This window comes from Amycolatopsis sp. cmx-4-83 (assembly GCF_046548815.1).
GTDB classification, from domain to species: Bacteria; Actinomycetota; Actinomycetes; order Mycobacteriales; family Pseudonocardiaceae; genus Amycolatopsis; species Amycolatopsis pretoriensis_A.
Genome location: NZ_JAEBEF010000003.1, coordinates 418,430 through 439,925, shown reverse-complemented (window position 1 = coordinate 439,925; position 21,496 = coordinate 418,430). Strand labels below are relative to the sequence as shown.

At 70.0% G+C, this 21,496-nt stretch carries 19 protein-coding genes; 10 read left to right on the top strand and 9 right to left on the bottom strand.

Annotated features, from left to right (window positions below; translation table 11 throughout):
• Positions 1-384: a DUF2690 domain-containing protein gene (locus tag ACLJQM_RS11545; RefSeq protein ID WP_410631161.1), complete on the bottom strand. Its 384-nt coding sequence runs from the start codon at positions 382-384 to the stop codon at positions 1-3.
• 67 nt (positions 385-451) lie between these two features.
• On the opposite strand from ACLJQM_RS11545, the gene ACLJQM_RS11540 reads away from it, so the two are divergent.
• Positions 452-961 carry a hypothetical protein gene (locus tag ACLJQM_RS11540; protein WP_410631160.1) on the top strand — a complete coding sequence of 170 codons (510 nt, stop codon included), beginning with the start codon at positions 452-454 and terminating at the stop codon, positions 959-961.
• Between the two features lie 319 nt (positions 962-1,280).
• Here ACLJQM_RS11540 and ACLJQM_RS11535 read toward each other — a convergent pair whose 3' ends face one another.
• A complete protein-coding gene (locus ACLJQM_RS11535) occupies positions 1,281-1,745 on the bottom strand; it encodes a hypothetical protein (protein WP_410631159.1) in 465 nt (154 codons plus the stop codon).
• A gap of 719 nt (positions 1,746-2,464) precedes the next feature.
• Here ACLJQM_RS11535 and ACLJQM_RS11530 point away from each other — a divergent pair.
• On the top strand, positions 2,465-3,481 hold the full coding sequence (locus ACLJQM_RS11530; RefSeq protein ID WP_410631158.1) for a ferritin-like domain-containing protein: 1,017 nt from the start codon (positions 2,465-2,467) through the stop codon (positions 3,479-3,481).
• A gap of 256 nt (positions 3,482-3,737) precedes the next feature.
• Here ACLJQM_RS11530 and ACLJQM_RS11525 read toward each other — a convergent pair whose 3' ends face one another.
• Positions 3,738-5,537 carry a ricin-type beta-trefoil lectin domain protein gene (locus ACLJQM_RS11525; protein WP_410631157.1) on the bottom strand — a complete coding sequence of 600 codons (1,800 nt, stop codon included), beginning with the start codon at positions 5,535-5,537 and terminating at the stop codon, positions 3,738-3,740.
• 199 nt (positions 5,538-5,736) lie between these two features.
• Between ACLJQM_RS11525 and ACLJQM_RS11520 the strand changes: the two genes are divergently transcribed.
• The 3 genes from ACLJQM_RS11520 to ACLJQM_RS11510 all read left to right on the top strand — a co-directional run bounded on the left by ACLJQM_RS11520 (position 5,737) and on the right by ACLJQM_RS11510 (position 8,565).
• Entirely contained in the window at positions 5,737-6,114 is a 378-nt protein-coding gene (locus ACLJQM_RS11520) for a DUF5684 domain-containing protein (protein WP_247022137.1), read from the top strand.
• Between the two features lie 46 nt (positions 6,115-6,160).
• Positions 6,161-6,913 (top strand): PIG-L deacetylase family protein, encoded by a 753-nt coding sequence (locus ACLJQM_RS11515; RefSeq protein ID WP_410631156.1) that lies wholly within the window; start codon positions 6,161-6,163, stop codon positions 6,911-6,913.
• Between the two features lie 140 nt (positions 6,914-7,053).
• Complete coding sequence (locus ACLJQM_RS11510) at positions 7,054-8,565, top strand: FAD-dependent oxidoreductase (protein ID WP_410631155.1); 1,512 nt, start codon at positions 7,054-7,056, stop codon at positions 8,563-8,565.
• 690 nt (positions 8,566-9,255) lie between these two features.
• Here the strand turns inward: ACLJQM_RS11510 and ACLJQM_RS11505 are convergent.
• The 3 genes from ACLJQM_RS11505 to ACLJQM_RS11495 are packed head-to-tail and all read right to left on the bottom strand — an operon-like array spanning position 9,256 to position 10,524.
• The gene (locus tag ACLJQM_RS11505) at positions 9,256-9,882 is read right to left on the bottom strand and encodes a hypothetical protein (protein WP_410631154.1); all 627 of its coding nucleotides are present in this window, start codon (positions 9,880-9,882) and stop codon (positions 9,256-9,258) included.
• A complete protein-coding gene (locus ACLJQM_RS11500; RefSeq protein WP_247022116.1) occupies positions 9,882-10,205 on the bottom strand; it encodes a hypothetical protein in 324 nt (107 codons plus the stop codon). Before ACLJQM_RS11500 ends, ACLJQM_RS11505 begins: the two co-directional genes overlap by 1 nt.
• A gap of 16 nt (positions 10,206-10,221) precedes the next feature.
• The gene (locus tag ACLJQM_RS11495) at positions 10,222-10,524 is read right to left on the bottom strand and encodes a hypothetical protein (protein WP_410631153.1); all 303 of its coding nucleotides are present in this window, start codon (positions 10,522-10,524) and stop codon (positions 10,222-10,224) included.
• 96 nt (positions 10,525-10,620) lie between these two features.
• Here ACLJQM_RS11495 and ACLJQM_RS11490 point away from each other — a divergent pair, with 96 nt between their 5' ends.
• The 3 genes from ACLJQM_RS11490 (at position 10,621) to ACLJQM_RS11480 (ending at position 13,181) form a co-directional block, all read left to right on the top strand.
• Positions 10,621-11,157 (top strand): helix-turn-helix transcriptional regulator, encoded by a 537-nt coding sequence (locus tag ACLJQM_RS11490; protein ID WP_247022114.1) that lies wholly within the window; start codon positions 10,621-10,623, stop codon positions 11,155-11,157.
• A 10-nt stretch (positions 11,158-11,167) separates the two neighbouring features.
• Positions 11,168-12,352 (top strand): serine/threonine protein kinase, encoded by a 1,185-nt coding sequence (locus tag ACLJQM_RS11485; protein ID WP_410631152.1) that lies wholly within the window; start codon positions 11,168-11,170, stop codon positions 12,350-12,352.
• A 505-nt stretch (positions 12,353-12,857) separates the two neighbouring features.
• Positions 12,858-13,181: a hypothetical protein gene (locus ACLJQM_RS11480; protein ID WP_410631151.1), complete on the top strand. Its 324-nt coding sequence runs from the start codon at positions 12,858-12,860 to the stop codon at positions 13,179-13,181.
• Between the two features lie 435 nt (positions 13,182-13,616).
• On the opposite strand, the gene ACLJQM_RS11475 is transcribed toward ACLJQM_RS11480, so the two are convergent.
• The 3 genes from ACLJQM_RS11475 to ACLJQM_RS11465 form a co-directional block, all read right to left on the bottom strand.
• Entirely contained in the window at positions 13,617-19,349 is a 5,733-nt protein-coding gene (locus tag ACLJQM_RS11475; RefSeq protein WP_410631150.1) for an RHS repeat-associated core domain-containing protein, read from the bottom strand.
• Between the two features lie 235 nt (positions 19,350-19,584).
• A complete protein-coding gene (locus ACLJQM_RS11470; RefSeq protein WP_410631149.1) occupies positions 19,585-19,962 on the bottom strand; it encodes a hypothetical protein in 378 nt (125 codons plus the stop codon).
• Complete coding sequence (locus ACLJQM_RS11465) at positions 19,952-20,332, bottom strand: Rv0909 family putative TA system antitoxin (protein ID WP_410631148.1); 381 nt, start codon at positions 20,330-20,332, stop codon at positions 19,952-19,954. Before ACLJQM_RS11465 ends, ACLJQM_RS11470 begins: the two co-directional genes overlap by 11 nt.
• 357 nt (positions 20,333-20,689) lie before the next feature.
• On the opposite strand from ACLJQM_RS11465, the gene ACLJQM_RS11460 reads away from it, so the two are divergent.
• The gene (locus tag ACLJQM_RS11460; protein WP_410631147.1) at positions 20,690-21,211 is read left to right on the top strand and encodes an OmpA family protein; all 522 of its coding nucleotides are present in this window, start codon (positions 20,690-20,692) and stop codon (positions 21,209-21,211) included.
• Positions 21,208-21,480, top strand: a complete 273-nt coding sequence (locus tag ACLJQM_RS11455; protein ID WP_410631146.1) for a hypothetical protein — start codon at positions 21,208-21,210, stop codon at positions 21,478-21,480. The genes ACLJQM_RS11460 and ACLJQM_RS11455 overlap by 4 nt, the downstream gene beginning before the upstream one ends.
• Positions 21,481-21,496 lie beyond the last annotated feature (16 nt).

Here is a 21,496-nt window from a genome sequence, read left to right as displayed (position 1 = left end):
TCAGCAGCCGACGGCGTAGGTGCTCCACGGCCCGTTGTTGATCGAACCGGTGGCCACGGCGCAGACCCCGTTCGGCGCGTACACCATGTCGGTGTACACCGACGTCGAGGTCGCCGAGTAGGACGCCGAGTCCGACGGTGAGGCGACGATCGCCTGGACGTAGGCGGTGCCGATGCTGCTGACCGCCTTGGCCCAGTTGGTGCCGCACCGCGGCGAGTACCGCAGCTGCACCTGCCCCACCGTCCCGCCGCCGCTGTTCTTGATCGGCTGCGTGCTGACGGTGTACGCATCCGACGCGCAGCCGGTCTGGATCGGGTCGCCGACCGACGCGCTGGCCGGCACCGCGCTGAGCACGGCACCTGCCGACAACGCGAGCGTCGTCACGGCGACGGTCGCAGCCTTCCTGCTTCGCCAGGCCAGCCTTGTGGTGGAACCGGGCGACGCTGCACGCGTGAACATCATGATCTTCCTCCTGGTGTGGGCAAAGGACCGGCGAGTTGTGCCTGCCGATCGCGTCACCGGAGCGGGACGCGAATCGAGGATCTGCGCCCTCGGCGTTGTCCCGATAGGCCGATGGAGCCGGGACAATCAAAGCGAACAACCTGGTCAACTCCACCGCAGTTCGCAATACCTTCGAACGTGGCCCGTTGGACAAGTCAGCTTGCTGCTCGAACGCCGCGAACCACCAAGCTCGGCCGTGGCTCGCGATGACCGGCTCAAGACCAGCCAGGCTCGCACCGTCGCCAGACACATCGGACAGCAACCACTCGTGCAGACGGAAGGTGACAACATCGAGTACCGTGCTCGAAACGACTCCGCTGATCACCTGCCGGATCGGCTGGACGAGCGGCGCGGGCTGCTCGGCCTCGCTAGTCAGATTTTGACCAGCGGCATGGCCTGGCCGCACGTCGTGGTCATCGCCGGCGCGCTCGAAACACCGCCACCAGCACGATCCTCCTAGCCGGGATCGCCCGCATTGACGTCGGTCCGGGCCCTAATCACCTTCCGCGACACGGCGCCCGGCCATGAAGCGCCTGCCGACCAGCCCGGCGGCCGCGATAGGGCCGAAGATGGTCAGGAATACCTGCTGATCCTTGCTGGTTCACCCTGTTGGTCGATGCGTCGCGTGTCCCCCGGGCTCAACCATTTGCCCTCGCGGAATTCCGTTCGGCTGGAGCCGCGTCGCGCCGCTTGCCGAGAGGCGAACCGGACGTGTCGACTTGCGTGAAACACGATGGCCCGTCCACCAGGCTCCGGTGGACGGGCCATCCTCTGCGCGGTCAGCGCTGTGAGCGAGTTCCGCTACGGAGCCGGGCAAGGTCGGGCAGTGCGATCAGCTCCAGCTGACCGGGCGACGGCTTGCGACGAGCCGCGCCCTCAAGGCAGCGGCCGCAGGTGATCTCCTCGTCGGTGGCCTGCAGCCGGTCCCGGAAGTCCCAGCCGCCGATCGCGGCTCCGCAGGCGGGCAGCCACTGGTCGCTGACCTCGTGGACAGTGCCCGAGGGGGCGCGGCCGCGAGCGTCCGGATGGGTCGCCGCCCAGACCGCCGGCTCCGGCACGCCGCCGGCGGAGCGGGCGTGGCGAGTGCGGCGCCGGAACACACCCAGCCCACCCTCGGCCCGCGCGACCGGGGACAGTTCCGGGAACAAACTCGGCTCCGGGACAGCGTCCATGACCTCTACGATGCCAGCACAGCCGGTGAGATCCCAGCGCCATACGGTGACAATACCGCCGGAGATGCCCATGCCGCGCACGTTCGAGCGCGGTGTCACCGACAGTCGACGTAGCGGTGACATGGGGACGGGTACAAGCTCATGCCTTGCGCCCTGAGCTGCGGTTTCTCGCTTATTTGTCGTTGTGGCGCGCGAGGATCACCGCTGCCGGGTTCTCTCCGGCGCACACCCCTCCACCGTGCGGGCTCACCGAGCAAGGTCAGACACCGGCCGCCACCGTCCTCGCGCAGACACACCCGGCCGTCCTGAGGGTCGCGGGGCCGCGCCGCCTCCGTGCATCCACGGACGAACGCGTGCGCCGCGTCCCGGGTGCCGCCTCACGTGGGCATGTCCTCGACCTGGTTCCGAGGTGGCCACCGAATCCCTGCAGCAGACCACGCCGTGGGTCGCGACGCCTGCGGTCAGCTGAACAAGGGCGGAAGGCCCGGTCACCGACAGGTGTGCTCCCGTGCCGGCGACCTCTCCGCCGGTGCCGTCCCGCCGCGATGATGATCCCCTCGCCGACTTGCGGCATCGGCTTTGCACTGATCGGTCATGAGTGTGCTTCGGCGCTTTCTGGAGCGTCCGGGTTATTTTCACTCGATCCGGACTGCGGCCCATCCGTTCGCCGCGCAGCTCCGAAAGCAGGCACGTCAGAGAATGATCCATCCCGCCTGCCCGGGAGACCTTGCCGAGCGCGGGACACGCCCGACGTCGCGCTCAGCCGCGCGCGGGCGGGAAGGAGAACGCTCGTGTTCGGCAAGCGCTATGCCGCTTCGATGATCAACCGGAGTGCGGAGAACGACCAGGACCGCCGCCGCTTCCTTAAAGCCGCCGGCATGACCGGGCTCGGCGTCGTCGGCGCCGGTGCCCTGGGCGGCCTCGCCACCGGGACCGCGTCCGCCGCACCCGCCCGGCCCTCCGCGACGGCCGCCGCCGCGACGGCCGCCGCCGCGTCGGCCGGAGTCAGCGACGGCGCGGTCCTCAACTTCGCCCTCAACCTGGAATACCTCGAAGCCGAGTTCTACCTCCACGCCGTCACCGGCAAGGGGCTCGCCGACTCGATGACCACCGGCACGGGCACCCGGGGCGGGGTCACGGGCGGCCGCGCGGTGAAGTTCAAGACCAAGGCCGCCCGCCAGTGCGCCCAGGAGATCGCCGGCGACGAGAAGGCACACGTCCAGTTCCTGCGCTCGGCGCTCGGCTCCGCCGCGGTCAGCCGGCCGGCGATCGACCTGCGGTCCAGTTTCACCGCCGCCGCCCAGGCCGCCGGACTCGTCAAGCCGGGCCACAGCTTCGACGCCTTCGCCTGCGAAGAGAACTTCCTGCTCGCGGCGTTCCTGTTCGAAGACGTCGGCGTCACCGCTTACAAGGGCGCGGCCCCGCTGATCACCAACAAGACGTACCTGGAGGCGGCCGCCGGCATCCTCGCCGTCGAGGCCTACCACGCCGGGACCATCCGCAGCGCGCTCTACCAGCACACCGACGGCATCCTCGGGCTCGGCCTGCTCGGCCGTGACCTGCGCGAAGCGAGCGTCAAGCTGTCCAACGCCCGCGACAGCCTCGACGGCCCCACCGACGACGACCAGGGCGTCATCGACAGCCGCGGCAACGCCAACATCGTCCCCACCGACGCGAACGGCATCGCCTACAGCCGCTCGCCGGGACAGGTTCTCAACATCGTGTACCTGACCAACAAGGCCGTGACCTCCGGCGGGTTCTTCCCCCAGGGCGTCAACGGCGACGTGAACACCAGCGCCGCCAACTGACCGGCGCAGCGTGCCGGGCCGCCGTCGGGGCGATCCGGCACGCTCGCCTTGGTTCCTCGCCGTCGGCGTCACCCACAACCGGTCCAGCCACGCGACGCGAGTCGTGCGTGGCGTCGTACCCTGGGTGACCGCGTCGGTTCGCCCGTCACCGACCGTACTTCTGGCCGTCAGAGTGCCGCCGTGTCCTGCCGTCCCCGGGGAACTTCCTGACCGCTGTCGTCGTGGTCGGCGCATGCAATTGCGGGACAACTCTCAGTCAACCGCCGGGGGGCGTCGCGAAGGGGACGCTCCAGGTCTGGTTGGGCTGGTGGACGCCGCAGGTGTACGTCGTGACCGCGGCGTTGGCATCGTCCAGTGCGCCACCGCTGATGTCGGCGCAGTACCCGTCAGCCTTGAGTTGCCCGGCCCGGTTGTACGTCCAGGTCTGCTGCGGGGCGGAAGCGCTGCAGCGAGCCAAGTTCAGCCCTGCCGCGCCGCCGGACAGGCACAACGCGGTGTCGGCCAGGGACACGATCCGGCCGGTGGCCGTGCGCTGCCACTGCTGGTTTCCGTTGCCCGTGCAGGGGTACAGACCGACCTTCGCGCCCGCGGTCGCGCCACCCAAGGCGTCCAAGCAGAACGCGTTCCGCTGGAACCCCGGTTGCGCGGCCTGGATCTGGCCGGTGGGCAGGGCCGGGCCGCAACTGCCGGGCGCGATGACGTACATCGCGTTGTCGTGGGCCGCGATGGTGGTGGTGACGGTGGCCCCGACCTGGCTGCTCGCGTGCGTCCACAGGTTCTTCGCCGTGCGGGAGCAGGTGAGGTTGCCGAAGCCGACGCGGCCGAGGTCGAGGGCGTAGGAGGTCGCGGTGGCGTTCTTGTTCAGCACGACGACGGCGCGGGCGCCGCCCGCCAGCGGCTTGACCACCACGTCGACGCCCGCGGTGTTCGAGCTGCCCTGGCGGGACGCCAGGTAGCCGCCGGCGGTGGTGTCCTGGTCCACGGCGATGATGTCGGCGTTCTTCAGGATCCCCAGCTGCGGGGCGTAGGTCACGGGGTCGGCCGCCATCCGGCGAACGTCGGTGCTGATCATCAACGGGGAGCCCATGGCCGACCAGAGCGCGAACTGGCTGCGCTGTTCGGCCACGGTGAGCTGGTTGTTGTCGCCGATCAGGAGCATGTCGGCGTCGTTGTGGTTGCCGGGGCCGTTGTAGCGGGCGAGGGCGACGGTGTCGGTGAAGTTCTGCAGCACCCCGCCTTCGTAGTAGTCGGCGCCGTGCGCCCAGTCCCAGGCGGAGGCGCCCGGGTTGTGCCAGACGGCGATGTCCGGGCTGACCCGCCACATCTGGCCCAGGCCGCGAACCCACTCCATGGCGTCGTACTTGGTCGCGGAGTCCGGTCCGGCCCCGGCGGGCGCCGATTCGTTGAACAAGATCTTCCGCGGGTTGCCCGTCGTCGCCGAACGCAGCGCGTTGGCCGTGGTGGTGAACTCCTGGCGCCGGGTGCTCCAGGTGGTGCCGCAGTTGTCGAGCTTGAGGGAGTCGATGCCCCAGTACGCCAGCGAGGTCGCGTCGGCCTGTTCGTGGCCCTGGACGCCGCCGGGGACTCCCTGGCAGGTGTCGACCCCCGATGTGCTGTACAGGCCGGCCTCCATGCCTTGTGTGTGCACGTAGTTCGCGTAGTCCGTCAGCTCGAAGTCGAATCCGGGCTGGGAGCTGCCGCCCCAGGTGGCCGCTCCGTGCAGGTAGCCGGCGCCGGTGCGCTGCATCCAGCAGTCGTCGACGGTGAGGTTGGTGTACCCGGCGGCGACGAGGCCGGTGTCCTTCATCGCCTTCGCCTGGTCCTGCATGAACCGCTGGAACGAATAGCCGTCGCGGGTGCCGTCGAGCCGGGCCTGCGCGGCGCAGGTGAACCTCGCCCAGTTGTTGAAGCCCATCATCGGCCGCACGCCGGTCGCGGTGTCGGTGTTCGCCGCGATCGGATCCGCGCCCGCGGCCGGCGCGCCCCAGGAGACCGAGCCGGCGACGAGCAGCACCGCGGCGACGCCGGCCTTACCGGCGCGTTGGAACCACGTCATGTCGTACTCCACCTCTCCCAGGACTCGACGGTTACTGTACGAACTTGCACCTTTCAGTGCACTTTCGACCAGCTTCGAGCATCAAGTGGCGTTATGGTGCTCCGCGATCGCGTCGTTGTCAACGCCGATCACCGAGGCAACCGGACGGCGCTACAGTCGTCCGTCACCACCATCAGTCCGGAAAGGACACTCCTGTTCGATGAACAACCACGATTCGACGTCCGTCTTCGGCCTCGGCCTCGGATTCGGTTCCGGTCTGCTGTTCGCGGTGCTCACCGTCATCGCGCTGTGGAAGGTGTTCACCAAGGCCGGGCGGCCCGGCTGGGCGGCGATCATCCCGATCTACAACGCCTACACCCTGCTGAAGGTCGCCGGGCGCTCCGGGTGGTGGCTGCTCCTGCTGCTGATCCCGCTGGTCAACCTGGTCGTCGCGATCGTCGTCTCGATCGACGTCGCGAAAGCGTTCGGCAAGAGCGGGGCCTTCGGGTTCTTCGGGCTGTTCGTGTTCTCCATCATCGGTTACCTGGTACTCGGCTTCGGCAACGCGCGGTACACGGGGCCGGCCGCCCGGGCGTGACGCGCCGGCCGGCCGGTGTTCGGCCCGGAAGCGGCAAGCTGTCCCCATGACACTGCCTGCCCTTCCCGAAGAGACCTTCCGGCGTGTGCTCTGCGTTGTCGCGCACCCCGACGACATGGAATACGGCACGTCCGCGGCGGTGGCCCGCTGGACCGCGCGCGGCATCGAGGTCGGCTACCTCCTGCTCACCCGCGGTGAAGCCGGCATGCCGAACCCGCCCGAGGAGACCGCCCGCCTGCGCGCCGCCGAACAGCGAGCCGCCTGCGACGTCGTCGGCGTCGAACACCTGACCATTCTCGAGCACCCCGACGGCGTCCTCGTCTACGGCCTCGACCTGCGCCGCGACATCTGCCGCGAAATCCGCCGGTTCAAGCCCGACGTCGTGTACCGCACCGGCCACGACGTCGAAACGCCCTACGGCTACGACCAGGCCGACCACCGTGCGGCCGGGCTCGCGGCGCTCGACGCGGTGCGCGATGCCGGCAACCGGTGGGTCTTCCCGGACCAGATCGACGAGGAACACCTCGAACCGCACTCCGTGCGCTGGCTCATCACTCCCGCTTTCGCCGGCGCCGGCGCCACCCACGGCGTCGACGTCACCGGCGAACCGCTGCGCCGCGGCGTCGCCTCGCTGGAGGCGCACGCCGCCTACCTGGCCGCGCTCCCGGACCACCCCGCCCCCGCCGACTTCATCCCCGAGTTCACCGCGGTGAACGGGAAGGCCATGGGCGTCGAGCACGCGGTCCTATTCCGCGCCGACGACCTGCAGGCACCCATCGACCTGCCCGCCGACGACTGACCGTCCCCCGACTGACCGGGCCCCGCGTGCGCCGCTGTGCGCGCCTGACACCCCCGTACCAGCGCCGTGTGCGCGCCCTGAGCGCGCCGCGCAGCAGCCTGGACCGGTCGCCGAGAACCGGCTGCGGAAGGGGATTTCTCATGCATGACGCAGTGATCGTGGGCGCCGGCCCGGTCGGTCTGTTCCTGGCCTGCGAGCTGGGCCTCGCGGGCTGCTCGGTCCTGGTGCTGGAACGGGAACCGGAGCCGGGCAGCCCCTGGCGGACGGCCCCGCTCGGCCGGCGCGGCCTGTTCTCCACGTCCATCGCGGCGTTCGACCGCCGCGGGCTGCTGGAGCCGCTGCTCGCGGAAGCGGCCGGGCTCCCCCGGTTCGCCGGCGCCGACGAGCCGGGCCGGCCACGCCTGGCGGGGCACTTCGCCGGGATCGTGCTCGACGCGGCCGACGTCGACCTCGCGGCCCTGCCGTTCCGGCTGCCCAGCCCCGTGCCGGACGCCCTCATGACGAGTCTCGACACCGTCGAAGCGGCCCTGGCGGAGCGGGCCGCCAAGCTCGGCGTCGAGGTCCGCCGCGGGGTCGCGGTGGACGGTCTCACCCAGGACGGCGAGCAGGTGGTCGTGCACGCCGGCGAGCACGAGTACCCGGCGCGCTGGGCCGTCGGCTGCGACGGCGGGCGCAGCGCGGTGCGCCGGCTCGCGGGCTTCGAGTTCGCCGGCACGGCACCTCAGTTCACCGGCTACGTCGCGCTCGCCACCATCCCCGACGCCGACAAGCTGAACCCGGGGTTCACCCTGACCCCGGAGGGCATGTACATCCGGATGCCCGCGGCCGGGCACATCGGCGTGATGGACTTCGACGGCGGCGCGTTCGACCGCTCGCAGGAGGTCACCCGCGAGCACCTGCAGGAAGTGCTGCGCCGCGTGTCCGGCACCGACGTGACGCTGACGGAGCTCCACCTCGCCTCCAGCTACACCGACCGGGCGATGCAGGCGACGACCTACCGGCGCGGCCGGGGCCTGCTCGCGGGCGACGCCGCGCACATCGTGTCGCCCCTCGGCGGGCAGGGGCTCAACACGGGCATCGGCGACGCACTCGACCTGGGCTGGAAGCTCGCGGCGACCATCCGCGGGCGAGCGCCGGAGGGGCTGCTCGACACCTACTCGCGCGAGCGCCACCCGGTCGGTGCCTGGGCGCTGGACTGGACGCGGGCCCAGGTGGCGTCGATGCGGCCGGATCCGCACGCCCAGGCGGTCCAGGGCGTGCTGCGCGACCTGCTCGGCACCCGGGAGGGCACGACGTACGTGTTCGAAAAGCTTTCCGGCACCTCGGTCCGCTACGACCTCGGCAGTACCCGGCCACTGGTCGGCCGGACGGCCCCGGCTTTCCGCCTGGAAGACGGAACGAGCCTCACCGACCTGATGCAGGACGGCCGCGGCGTCGTCCTCGACTTCAGCGCCGACGCCGGCCTGCGTGCTTCCGCGGCGGCCTGGGAAGGCGACCTGCGGTACGCCGCGGGTCCCGCCGAGAACGACCTCGGATTCGCCGCGGTCCTGATCCGCCCCGACGGGGTCGTCGCCTGGGCCGGCGAGCGCGGGCCCGATCGCGACTCGTTCGAGCGAGCCGCCCGGCGCTGGTTCGGCGACGCGAGCGTCTAGTGTGGACGGACGCGTCCGGCGGGCCCGGTGCAGGTTTCCGACGATTGGGCTACGTCGTCGAGGAGCTTGACGTGCTGGCTACGCACTGAGCTACTCACGACTCGGATGTGGGGCCGTGAGCGCCTCGGCCCCCGAGCCGAACGTCCAGTCGTCCGCCTTCTACGGCAGATGCTCGACCGAAGATCACCAGGACCCCGCAGCCTCTCTCGGGTGGTAGGTGCGGAACGCGCGCCGGTTCGTGGAGCCGCTCGGCGGCCGGCCGCCTCTTGGACACGCTCAAGGCCGAGTCGCGGCCGTGGACAGCGGTCGTCGTCGGCGAAGGCGCCCGATGCTGGTTCGGCAACCAATTCTCGCTCACCGCACACCGCATGGCCGCCGGCCCGTCGCAGTGAGGCTGGCGCTGACGCCGAGGTACACGCTCAGGAGGGCGGCCATACGTTCGTCCGAGGCCAGTTCACCCGGCTCGGGCTGTGGCCGAATCGATGAGAGCGACCGCGCAGGGCCAGGACGCATCGGTCCCAGGGCTCGACGCACCGACGCCCCCTGCCGACTCCGACTCACCGTCGACGGTGTCAAGCCTGTTTCACGGCGACCGCGCTGCCGTATTTCCGAGGTCTCCGGCGGAATCGCCGGTACCACACGCGCACTGCCGGAACCCGGGCCGGCCGGATCCGGCCGGCCCGGGACGGGTCACGTGCAGGCGGCCAAGTGCATCGCCTCGAGGTAACCCCACCGCCCGGAACTCGGCGCGTAGCCGAGGATCCAGGCCGTCGGGGCGTGCGAGCCGCAGTGGGCCGTCGTGATGCGGAACTCGTCGCCGTCGCGGACGTTGCCGATCACGAACGACTGCGGGGCGCTGCGCAGCGAACCCGCGCTGGTGGCGTGGATCGTGGCCACCGAGTCACCGTCGTGCGAGGGCTGGAACGGGATGGCCACGACGGCGTCGTGGCTGTCCAAGCCGTGCAGCTCCGGGATGCGAGCGCCGTGGGTGTCCTTCGCGTACCCCGGATCCACGCAGCTCGCGGGTGTGAACCCCCAGTGGATGGCCGCGTCGGACCGGGCGTAGTCCAGCACCAGCGCGTAGTCGTTGACGGTGTAGCGCACTCCCAGGTGGTACGGCGTTCCGTCGGTGGTGGTGCGGTCCTTGACCCAGTGGCGGTCCGGCACGCCGGCCTTCGGGTAATTCTCGTAAATGGTGCAGGACGCCTGGGTCAACGTCGCCGAGGTCGTGTAGTGCGTGTCGTCGGCGGCCTGCGCCGGCGACGCCGTGACGGCCAGGGCGGCGGCGAGCGCGGTGGTGAGGGCGGTCGCGCGCATCAGTCCTGGGGTCCCGTGCAGACGTAGTCGTGGTCGACGTACCCGTCGATGCGGCCGTGCTGCTGCGCGGCCGGCCCGTCGAGCACCGCCGGGGCGTAGCCCTTGATCCAGCCGCCGGGCGTGGTCGGCTCGAGCCGGTGGAAGGTCTGGCTGTGGAAGATCGTGCCGACGATCTCCCCGACCGGCTGCGCGCGGACGTAGGTGTCCTGGGCGTGGCAGACGTAGAGGACGTCTTCACTGGCTTGGGCAGCGGGCGTGGTGCACAGCGCGGTGGCCAGGCCGGTGGCCGCCAGCGCCGCGACGAACGTGGTCCTGCGGTTCATGGGAAAGCTCCTTGGGTCAGCCGAGGCAGGCGCGGGTGGTGAAGTACCACTGGTCGACGTGGAAGACGACGACCCCGCGTGGCCCTTCGAACGGGGTCTTGACGCGGCGGTTCATCGTGCCGCCGCGGGCGACGGAGTCGGTCTGCTCGCCGTAGAACTTGTCGTTGGCCTGGTCGTAGTTCGCGTAGTAGTGCGCCAGGTCGCAGTGCACGGTCACCGGTTCGGTGATCGCCTCGCCCGACGCGGCCGGTGCGGCGGCCGCGAGCCCCAGCGCCGACAGGGCGACGGCGACACCGCCGAGAACACTCCTTGATGTCATCTTCACGATCCTTTCGCGTTATTTTGGATGACATCTCGACGGTAAGTCGCGTCATCGCAAATAGCAAGTGGTGACTTCTCCAGCTACATTGATCACGTGATGCAGCAGGACACGGCGCCACGGCGGGCGTACTACGGCCTGGCCGAGATCGCGGACGCGCTCGGCCTCAGCCGCCAGCTCGTGACCGTGTGGCGCCGCCGCCGCAGCCACGACATCCCGGAACCGACCGCCGAGCTCTCCTCCGGCCCGATCTGGGAGGGCGCGGCCGTCGAGCCGTGGATCGACCGGATGCGCGCCCGGCGCGGCGAAGGAGAGGCTGCGCCCCTCTCCCCCGAACTGGCCGCCCGCCTCGCCCGGCGCGCTCTGCGCCTGCTCGCACTGCTGCTGGAGGAGCACCCGCGCCCGCACCTGCTCGCCCAGGCCGTCGCCGCGGTGCGGGAGCTCGAGCCAGCCGTCGAAGCCACCCCGGCCGACGACGACGGCCGCCACGCCCGCACCGTGCTGGCCGCGCTGGCGGGCGAGAGCGCCCCGGCGGCCGTCCGGGCCCGGCTCGTCGGCGTCCTGCCCGCACTCGCTCAGCTGGCCAGGACGGCGAATCCCGAACACACGGCCGAAACCCACCCGAACGGATAACCTTCCCGCTGTGTCCGCATCGCCGCACCCCTTGGTCACCGGCTACCGGCTCGGTCCCGAACTCGGCCGAGGCGGCACCGGGGTCGTGTACGCGGCCACGCGGGAGTCCGACGGCCTCGACGTCGCCCTGAAGGTGCTGCACCCGGAGCTGACAGCGGTGCCCGGCCACAGCAAACGTCTGCGCGCCGAGGCCGGACGCGCGGGCACGATCGACCACCCGGGCGTGGTGCGCATCCTCGACGTCGACCCGGAGGCCGGCGCGTGGCTGGCCATGGAGCGCATCGACGGCCCGGACCTGCAGCGCCGGCTCGACGAAGGGCCGCTCGACCCCGCGACGGCCGTCGCGGTGGTGCGGCAAGTGGCCGACGCGGTCGCGGCGCTGCACGCGGCCGGGATCGTGCACCGCGACCTCAAGCCCGCGAACGTCCTGCTCACCGAGACCGCCGACGGGCTGCGCGCCCGCGTCACCGACTTCGGCCTCGCCGCCCCGGTCGCCACGGTGGACGCCACCCTCGGCACCGGCTCGCTCGGGCAGGCGGACTGGCTGCACAGCCTCGACCGGACCGCCGACGAACCGGCCGAGCTGGCCGGCACCGTCACCTACATGGCCCCCGAGCAGTGGCGCGGCGAACGCGCAACGCCCCGCACCGACGTCTACGCCCTCGGCGGCTTGCTGTACGCGGCCTTGACCGGGCAGCGGCCCTACCCGCAGCGAACGCTGACCGAGCTGGCCATGGCCGTCGCGGTGGAGCCACCACCGGCACCGAGCCGCACCGGTGCCCCGGCCCGGTTCGACGCCGTCGTCCGCCGCGCCATGGTCAAGGACCCGGCGCGCCGCTTCCCCGACGTCCCGGCATTCGCCGCCGCCTTGACCACCGGCCGCGCACCCGCCCCGGCCCGCCGCTGGTGGCTCGCGGCGGCGGTGATCGTGGTCGTGGCCCTGGCCGCGACGGGCGGCTACCTGGTGCTGCGGCCCACCCCGGCGGCGCACGCCACGGTGAGCCGGTCCGAATGCGCGGAGTCGGCGACGTTGCGCGACCACCCGGGCGGCGACGGCCACGACATCGGCCAGCTCACCCGCGGCGACGTCGTCACGCTGGACCACCGCGAGGACGCGGGCCCCTGGTCGTACGTCCACACTGCCGACGGCCGGACCGGCTGGGCCCTGAACCAGTACCTCCGTACGAGCTGCTGAGCGTCCGGTTCCCCGCCGAGCAACCGCGATCGGCAGGCTGATCAGCTCCCGGCTGTCCGATTGCCAGGTTTGGCTATTTCCCAGGCAGCGCACGTCGAACGTCACCTCGGCTCTCCCCTGGCCGCTCACCGCCTGGGTAGTCGCACCCTCCCGTCAGCCCGCGAGGCACAGGACCTGCTGCTGGCGATCAGAGGCAGTGCGCAGTTGATCACCGGTCACACGTATACCCCATCCCCGTGATCGGAGGTCCGGCCCGGGTCGGTACCCAGCCCGCGATTCTGGCGTGCCGCACCCCGGACCGATCGATGACGTGCTCATTCACCCGACCGCAGCTTGATTCATTCCACCGGCGCATTTGCTCAATTGCACTGCGTATCACGATCAAGAAGAACAGACGACCGCCCTGGACCAATCAGGCAGTCTGACAGGAACCGCCAACAAGTCAGCAATTCCTGCCCTACAGTGTTGCTCGCCAGCAAATCTCTGCCCGAGGGAGGAAACAGTCGTGCTGAGACAGCTTTGCCTCATCGCCGTCGCCATGTCCGCGATCGGCGTTGCGACCGCCGGCGGAGACATCGCTCCGTCCGCGCACGCATCAACCACACAAGCCCAATGCTCGACCGTGTGGCAGTACCGCGTGACAAACCCAGGAAACATGACGGACGCCGAGTCCGGTGGAAACTACGTGGGCGATGCGTACGTCGGCGACCTGATCAACGTTCGCATCCAAGGAAATCCACGCTACTACGGATTCAACACCGGCAGCTCCAAATGGGGCTGGGTGCTGTCGAGCAACCTCAGTTACACCGGCAACACCTGGTGCGGCTGAGGTCGATCAAACGCAACCGCTGAAGAGAAGGCACCTACACGAATCAGGCAGTGCTGTGAAGCGGTAAATCGCACTAACGCGTCTTGCCGAGCGCAGCAAAGGATACTTGCGGTGTCATGATTTCACGGGGCCAGGCACGGGTAGCTGCCACACTGCCGACGGCAGCTACCCGGGCCGCATCCTGGCAACCGATGGGGGCAACGTAGTTCGAGCAGCCGTCCCCACAGGCCATGCTGTCGATCCATCCGCGACCGGCTCTGCGCCAACTGCGGTGATCCACTCTCCTGACTGCCGTTGCAAGTATGAGAACCTGCGTGTACGGCCTGGCCTGCCGGTCAGGTCCGAACCGCCTGGTCGAGGAAAGTCCGCAGTTCCCGGTCGAAGGCCATGATCGCGCTCAACGCGGTTCGGACAGGAACACACGAGCGCGGGCCGTCAGGAAAACGGCGAACGGCCGACGGAATTCCCGATGACGCCGGGTGGCGGCGGCGGGTCGTCGACGACGTTGACGTAGCGGTACGCCTGGTAGTTGCCGTTCGCGTGGCTGTCGAGGGTGGAGTCGTTGATGTTGGCCGTGGCGCGCTTCACCGGGGTCGCGCCGAACGAGTAGTACTCGAAGTTCCCCTTGTCGTCGAGCCACTTGTGGAAGAGCAGGACGTGTTCGGTGGTCGAATTCAGGATGTCCCCGGCCTGGAGCTCCGAGCGGTCGATCTTCTCTCCGTAGTAGGGCAGGGTGTACGTGCTCGCGCTCCAGCTGAGGTGGAAGGCCATCGAGACGTAGCCAGAGCAGTCGCGGCGGTAGACGCGTCCGTCACCCGGCCCGGGTGAGAAACCGTTGTCACCGGGGGCGAAGTTGTCCGGGTCGTAGTACGGCCCTGGCTTGTGGTCGACCCAGTACTGCGCCCGGGCGATGATCTCCGACCGGGTGATCTTGGGTTCGTTCTCCGGGTCGCACTTGTCGCCGTCCGCCTTCTGGCACGAGAGGCCGGTGCGGTCGACCTGGTTCACCGGGTCGTTCGCGGCGTAGGCGTACCGGTTGAGGCCGATGGTGTCTTCGCCGTCGATGGTGGGGTCGGGCGAGATGAACCGGCCGAGCTGCGGGTCGTAGTAGCGGGCGTTGAGGTACACCAGCCCGGTCGAGTCCTGGCGTTCGGCGATGAAGCCGCGCGACTCGAAGGGCAGCGACCCACCGGCCGACAGGACCTCGCCGAAGGGCCGGTACTTCTTGCGGTGGACCTCCACCCCCGCGGCGTCGGTCTCGGCCTGCACCGAGCCCTGGATGTCGGTGTGCACCCAGTACTTCGTCCCGCCGTCGACCCGGGCCACCGGCGTGCCCTCGATCGAGATGTACTTGGTGGTCGTGCCGGCGGTGACGTTCACCTCGTAGTCGACGCCGAGGTAGCGGCGGGTGACCCCGCCCTCGACCTGCTGGAGCCGGGTGTCGTCGGCGTCGTAGGTGAACGTCGACGTGACTCCGCCCTTGACGACCGAAGCGAGCAGCCCGTCGCCGTTCCAGGTGAGGGTGCGGCCGGCGCCGGAGGTCATGTTGCCCGCCGCGTCGTAGGTGTAGGTGTTCGCCCCGGCGGTGCTCACCGCGTGCGGGTGCGCCGGGTCGTAGGCGTAGGCACCGGTCCGGGAGTTCGCGGCGATGTTGCCGGCCGCGTCGTAGGTGAGGGACTGGTTGTTCGCCGGGCCGGCGTCGTCGGTCGCGCTGGTGAGCCGGCCGCCGTCGTCGTAGGTGTAGGTCCAGCTCTCGTCGGGGAACGGGCTGGTGACCTTCGTGATGTTGCCGCTCGCGTCGCGGGTGAACTCGTTGTCCTGCACGACGTTCGCGCCCGACTTCGTCTCGATGCCGGTGAGCCAGCCGCGTTCCGCGTCGTGCGGGCGGGTGGTCGTGGTGCCGTTGGCGTTGGCGATCCGGGTCACCTTGCCGTCGGCGTTGTAGGTCGCCGAGGTGACGTAGCCGGGGATCGCCGTGAGCCGGCCCGCGCCGTCGTAGCGCAACGGTGCCGCCGCGGTGCCCTGCGTGTCCCCGTCGGGGTAGGTGGTCCACAGCTTGCGGTCGCCCGCGTCGAAGCCGTACCGGAACTCGTAGCTCGCGGCGCCCACGGTCCGCACGGTCTTGACGGTGTGGCCGAGGGCGTCGTAGTCGAACGTCCGGGTGCCGGCCGCGTCCTTGTTCGCGGTGACCTTGCCGACGTTGGCGTAGCCGGCGCGGACCTCGTCGTAGGTCCAGGACACCGTCGCGGCGGACGCGGTCCCCGCGTTGGTCGTCTTGGCGGTCTTGCGGCCCAGCTTGTCGTTGGTGAACGTCGTGCGCTGGTTGTTCGCGTCGGTCTGCGCGACCGCGCGGCCGGCGTCGTCCCACTCGTAGGTGGTGACGCCCTTGTCCGGGTCCGCCACCTTCGTCTGCCGCCCGAACGAGTCGGTGGTGTAGGTGATGACGGCCCCGGACGGGTCGGTGGACTTCGCGAGGTTTCCCCGCAGGTCGTAGTCGTACCGCGCGGTCACGGGCTTGCCGCCGACCGTCTCCTGGCGCTCGGCGCGCTTGCCGTAGGCATCCAGGCGGTCGGTCGTGGCGTGGCCGTTCTCGTCGGTGCTGGTGGTCGACCACGGGCCGTAGCTCTTGGTCTGGACCGCGCCACCCGGCAGCGTGGTCTTGACCACCCGGTCGAGCCCGTCGTAGGCGGTGAGCGTCGGGTACGTCACCGGCTGCGCGGTGCCCGCCACCCAGTAGTACGGCGCGGTCCTCGACGCGACCTGGCCACGGGCGCTGTACGCCGTGTCGACGTAGATGTCACCGGTCGCCGCGTCCGGGCCCTTGTCCGCGGTGCGGTACGGGCGCTGCAGACCGTCCACGTAGCGGCGGCTCCACTGCGGGGCGCCCGTCCCGTCCGCGGCCGGCTTCTCGACCTGCTCGTACTGCTTGGCCGGATCGCCGACGTCCACCCACTTGTGGCGTTCGAACTTGCCGCCGGGCTGGGTGGTTTCGGCCGCCCGGCACAGCGGGTCGTAGGTGACCGTGGTCGCCTGCCGGTTGAGGTCGTTCACCCGGGTCGGCGTGCCGCAGACGGGATCCCACGTCGCGTCGACCGTCTGGGACAGCGCGTTGGTCTCCGAGGTCTGGAAACTGTGGTACGCCGGGTCGTAGCCGAGTGTGGTGCGCCCGCCGAGCGCGTCGATCTCGGCAGTGACGTTGCCCCACGCGTCGTACTCCTTGCCGGTCCCGACGAACGCGTCCCGGGTCGAAAGCCACTGGGCCGACGACGTCGCGTAACCGGCCGCGGGAGCCTGGTCCCACGCCGCGCCGTCGTACCCGGTGCGGGTCTCGCTGAGCTTCGTCCCGCCGTCGCCGGCGCCGGCGACGACCTTCACCGCGGCCGGCTTGTTCACGATGTAGGCGGCCGTGTTGGGCACGAACGTGGTCACCGTGGTGCGCTCGTCACCCGCCTGCTCGTTGTCGCCGTTCTCGATCTGGGTCACCACTTCGCCATAGGCGTTGTACGCCCGGCTCGTGTAGCTGCGCTTGCAGTCCGCTCCGGGGCACACCGCGCTCTTGCCGGTGTACGCGGTCTCCATCGTGCCGGTCGGCAGCGCCGTCCTCGGCACGGTCGTGCCGTTGGTGACGTAGTCGGTGACCGTCGAGCTCAGCAGCGCGCCGTCGCCGCCGTGGTTCTCGACGCGTTCCGCCTGGCCGATCGCGGCGAGGTCCTGGCGGAACGTCGTGTCGACGTACGGGCACTGCGTCTCGCCCGCGTTGCACGGCTTGGTCTCCCGCTGCGTGCGGAACCCGAGGAACGTGCGCTCCGGGTGGTGGTAAGCCCCGCCGGAGTAGCTGTAGTTCGTGGTCGCGGCGCCACCCGGGCCGGCGTCGTCGGTCACGGCGGACACGGTCTGGGTCAGCGGCGGGTTGTTCGTGTTCGCCCACGCCGACGACGGCTTGTAGCTCACCGTCGTCTTGTCGCCCCACTCGTTGGTGCGGGAGGTCAGCACGTCGGTCGCCGCGCCGCCCATGTTCCAGATGTGGCGCCCCTTGTTGAGGCCGAAGTTGGTGTTGTAGAGCTCCACCATCTCCGTGCGCATGTCGCCGTTGACGTCCATTTCGAGGAAGTCGCTGGTGCAGGTGCCCTTGCTGCAGGAGTAGGTACCCATCGTCGGGTCGCTCGCGCCGGGCGTGAAGCCGGAGCCGGTGGACAGCCAGATGTCGCGTTTCGTCGACGCCCCCAGGAATCCCGGGGAGAGGGCGACCATGTCCATCCGGTGGTCGCCGTTGACGTCCATCACGAGCTGCTTGGACGTCTCGGCGTAGGCCATGCTCGTGTCGGTGGCGCCCAGTTTGTAGCTGTAGCCGGTGGAGAGCCACGTCCGGCGGGTGTACGTGCCGAACAGCGGGTAGAGCTCGACCATGTCGACTTTGTCGTCGTCGTTGACGTCCATCATCAGGAACCGGCTGCCGGCGCCTTCCGCGTTCGGCGCGCTCCAGGAGATGCCGGAGTCGCTCGCCCCGGAGACGAAGCCGGTTCCGGTGGACAGCCAGATGTGCCGGTTGCCGGCGCCGAAGAGCGCGGGCGACAGTTCGACGAAGTCGGTCTTGCCGTCGCCGTTGACGTCGGCGGCCTCGAACTGCCGGTTCGCGTCGTAGGCGATGCCGGCGTCGTTGGAGGCGAGGGTGAAGGTGGTCCCGTCCGAAAGCCACGTCGCGCGGCAGTAGTTCACCGGGAAGATGCCGCAGGAATACAGTTCCAGGACGTCGGTCTTGCCGTCGCCGTTGACGTCCATCGGGAGGAAGCGCGCGTTCGCGTCGTTGCGGCCCTGGGCCGCGCCGGTCGAACCCGCCGTGAAGCCGGTGCCGGTGGACACCCACAGCTGCCGCGCCAGACCCAGGCCGGAGGGGGAGAACTCCAGCAGGTCGGACTTCCCGTCGCCGGTGAAGTCACCCGGCAGGTAGCGCGCGTTCTCGTTGAGCGACGTCGCGCCTTCCGCCGACGCCAGCGTGAAGTCGGTGCCGTCGGACAGCCACGTCTTGCGTTGGTAGGTCCCGAAGTTCGGCCACAGCTCCAGCATGTCGGTCTTGCCGTCGCCGTTGATGTCCATCGGGAAGTCTTTGGCGGCGTTGTTGTTGCCGGTGAACGCCTGGTTGTTGCTGCCGGAGACGAACGCGGGCGCGCCGGCCTGGTAGGTCGCCGTCACGGGTGGCATCGCGGTGCCGCCGGTGACGGTGCCCGCGGCGTCCAGGACGGCGTCGGTGCCGAACTGCCGCACGGCCGACAGGAGTGACCGTCCCGTCGCGTCACTGGTGGCGTAGGTCAGCTTGTACGCGCGGACCCGGCTGCCGCCGACGCTCACGTCGATGGTCTTGATGCGGCCCTGGACGGTCCGGATGCCGCCGTTGCCCATCGCCCGCAGGTCGGTGTCGGTGCGCTGCTCGTAGGTGAACTTGACCGTCGTCCCGTTGTAGGTGACCGAATCGAGGTACTCCCAGCAGCACGCGAACTGGTTGGCCGCCCAGTTGTAGGTGACCGTGTTGCCCTTCGGGTCGACGACCTGGTTCAGGCCCCACCGGTAGACGAGATCGGTCCCGGCCGACAGCACGGGCGCGTAGACGCGCTTGACGCCGTCCTTCGCGGTCAAGGTCCACCGGCTGGCGGCTCCGGTGCCGGTCAGCGCGAACTTCCGGAAGGACTCGTTCTTGGTCGCGTGCGTGCCACCCGAGGTGCAGCTCGGGCTCACGCTGCCGGCGACGCAGGGCACGAGCTCCTCGCCGTCCGCGAGGTAGACGTCCGAGGCGTCGTAGCGGGGGGCGCCCTTGCCGGCGCCGGCCCGTTCGATCTCGCTGAGGCCGCTCAGCGTCCAGCCGACCCCGGCCAGCCCGTTGAGGGCGGACGAATCGTAGGCCAGCGAGAACTGCGGGGTGATGTCGTGGAAGGCCGGGACCCGGATCGCGATCGAGTCGGTGAACGTCCCGTTCCCGTCGACCTGCCACGACTTGTCGGGCACCTGCGGCTCCGGCGTCTTGGCGACGTCGGCGAGCGAGGTGCGCTCCTTCTCCTTGGCCGATGGGCCATCGGCGGGCGCGGTCACCGCCCCCGCGGTGCCCACGCTGCCGGCCAGCAACAGGACGACGACCAGAATTCCGCGCAGCGCGCGGCCGACTACTGCGGACTCCATGGGCCTGACCCCTCGGCACTCTCGGAGTGGACGGGCACACCGTCCAGGGCGACTGTGCCGTCCGGCTTGATCCGTCGGCTTGATCGGACCGATGCTACATCGCAGTCCGTGCACTTGAAAGGGTCTGTGTCACGATGGAGTCACAGATCGCTACATCGCCCGTGTCATCTCAATCACGCACAGTCAGCTCCCCGCGCCTCGACGATCCGCGACTGACCGTGATTGCCCACAGACGTCACGGAGTCGAACGGCCTCGGTGAGCCGCCATGCCGCCACGAGCCCACTGGGAAATCCTCGCCGACTTCGCAAAGCCAAGTTCAAGCCGCCGAGGAAGCCGACACCACCCAGCAGCACAACCCGCACGTGCCACCGAACCGGGTGCCCGGTGCGGCAGGAAATCGAGCACCAGGTCGATCGGGCCGTCGGTGGCCCGCGCCATGGCCGCGCCATCGGCGTCCTCGTCCCCGCTGAACTCGACCGGGCTCACCCGTGCACCGAACCGGTCGGCGAGCAGGTCGAGGACAGCCCGGTTCCGGCCCGAAGCCACCACGTGCTGCCCGTGCTCCGGCAGGAAGGCGATCGCGATGAAGCCATCCGGGCATTCAGCCACCAAGGCCGCGTTCGAGATCGCCGCCGCCGTAGGAGACTTCCCCGCACTCGTCCGCGGTACCTCGCTCGTCGTCCCCGCGCGCCGGTGCGACCTCGCCGCCATAGCCGGCACCCCCGGCCGAATCGTCGGGTTCTTTCCTGAAGTGCCGGCCGTGGCCGTCTTCCTGCTGACGGAACGATTCACCGTCGGCGGTTGTGCCGTCCTCGCCGCCATGTTCACCCTGCGCCTCGCCGTCGAGGTAGTGCTTCGCCTTGTCGGCGACTGCGTCGATCCGGTCGGCGTGCTCGCCGAAGCGGGATTTCGCGAACTCGGCCGCCTGATCGACGTTGCGGCCGTTCGCCACGCTGTTCAGATCTTCGAAGTCGATACCCATCGGTGCTCCTTTTGTTGATCCAGCCCGGTCGACAGGCTTCATCGAAGTCGCCCGGCGGCGCCCTGCAACTCAAGCGGGACGCCTGGGTGAACAAGCGCTGCGACACGGGGGCCATGGGGAGCACCACGATGCTCCCTCACGTGGGTGGATCTGCCGTGCTTTCTCATCTCGGCGGAAGCGCGCAGGGGATGTGTTGTGAGCGAACGGTTCTCCTGGTGGAGGGGTCACGGGCGCGCTGCGGGCGTGGCCCGGATTGCGCCGTGGCGAGGTCGGCTTGTGGTTGCCGCCGCCACCCCGTCGTGTTCGTATCCCGACGTCGGTCAACGCGAAATCGAACGCAAAGGAAGTTCACTCTTCATGCGCAGCACAATTGCCCGGACGGCGGCGGGAATGGCGATCGTGGCGAGCTTGGCCACCGCGTGCGGCTCGGGCGGCACCACCAACACTGCGTCCTCGGGCCCGGACCTCGGCTCCTCCAGCGGTGCCGCAGCGTCGGCCGGGGCCGACGCGCCGAGTTCCCCACGGCAGGGTGCCGGCGATGCGACCCAGCAGGCGACCAGCTCGATCGAGCAGGCTCTGCAACGATCTCCGATCGCTTTCGAGCCAGAACAGGCCGAGCTGACCGCGCAGGCAACGCAAACGCTCGGCGAAATCGCCAAAGCGTTGCAGGGCAACACGGTGAAAATCAGCGTTGCCACCCACGCGGGTTACCCCGACGCGGACAAGGCGAAGACGCTGTCGGTGAAGCGCGCCGAGGCGATCACCTCGGCGCTCGAAGGGCTCGGCGTGCCCAAGGACCGCGTCACCCAGGACGCGACCGGCAACGAAAAGGCGCAAGGCGACCAGGCCCTGGCCACGCAGATCAGCGTCGAGCCGTGACCCTGGGCAGTGGCGTCAGCTGGTTCCGGTCCTCGACCCCGCCGCCGGCCGCCGGGGCGCGCCGCGTGCACTACCTCGTGGGGCCGAGCGGCCATCCCAACTTCGGCGACGAACTGATCGCCGCGACCTGGCTGCGGTACCTGGCCGGCACCGAGCCCGATGCCGACGTCTGGCTCGACACCCACTCCCCCGGGCCCCGCGCAACTCCTGCTGGGCGACCTGCATCCCCGGCTGCGGTGCACGGACACGTTGTGGCGGCTGTGCGGTGAAGCGCCTTCGGGCGAG

Coding starts and splice junctions, on each gene's coding strand:
- ACLJQM_RS11535 (WP_410631159.1), bottom strand. CDS start 1,745: ATGGGCATCTCCGGCGGTATTGTCACCGTATGGCGCTGGGATCTCACC.
- ACLJQM_RS11525 (WP_410631157.1), bottom strand. CDS start 5,537: ATGACGTGGTTCCAACGCGCCGGTAAGGCCGGCGTCGCCGCGGTGCTG.
- ACLJQM_RS11520 (WP_247022137.1), top strand. CDS start 5,737: ATGAACAACCACGATTCGACGTCCGTCTTCGGCCTCGGCCTCGGATTC.
- ACLJQM_RS11515 (WP_410631156.1), top strand. CDS start 6,161: ATGACACTGCCTGCCCTTCCCGAAGAGACCTTCCGGCGTGTGCTCTGC.
- ACLJQM_RS11510 (WP_410631155.1), top strand. CDS start 7,054: ATGCATGACGCAGTGATCGTGGGCGCCGGCCCGGTCGGTCTGTTCCTG.
- ACLJQM_RS11505 (WP_410631154.1), bottom strand. CDS start 9,882: ATGCGCGCGACCGCCCTCACCACCGCGCTCGCCGCCGCCCTGGCCGTC.
- ACLJQM_RS11500 (WP_247022116.1), bottom strand. CDS start 10,205: ATGAACCGCAGGACCACGTTCGTCGCGGCGCTGGCGGCCACCGGCCTG.
- ACLJQM_RS11495 (WP_410631153.1), bottom strand. CDS start 10,524: ATGACATCAAGGAGTGTTCTCGGCGGTGTCGCCGTCGCCCTGTCGGCG.
- ACLJQM_RS11475 (WP_410631150.1), bottom strand. CDS start 19,349: ATGGAGTCCGCAGTAGTCGGCCGCGCGCTGCGCGGAATTCTGGTCGTC.
- ACLJQM_RS11465 (WP_410631148.1), bottom strand. CDS start 20,332: ATGGGTATCGACTTCGAAGATCTGAACAGCGTGGCGAACGGCCGCAAC.
- ACLJQM_RS11460 (WP_410631147.1), top strand. CDS start 20,690: ATGCGCAGCACAATTGCCCGGACGGCGGCGGGAATGGCGATCGTGGCG.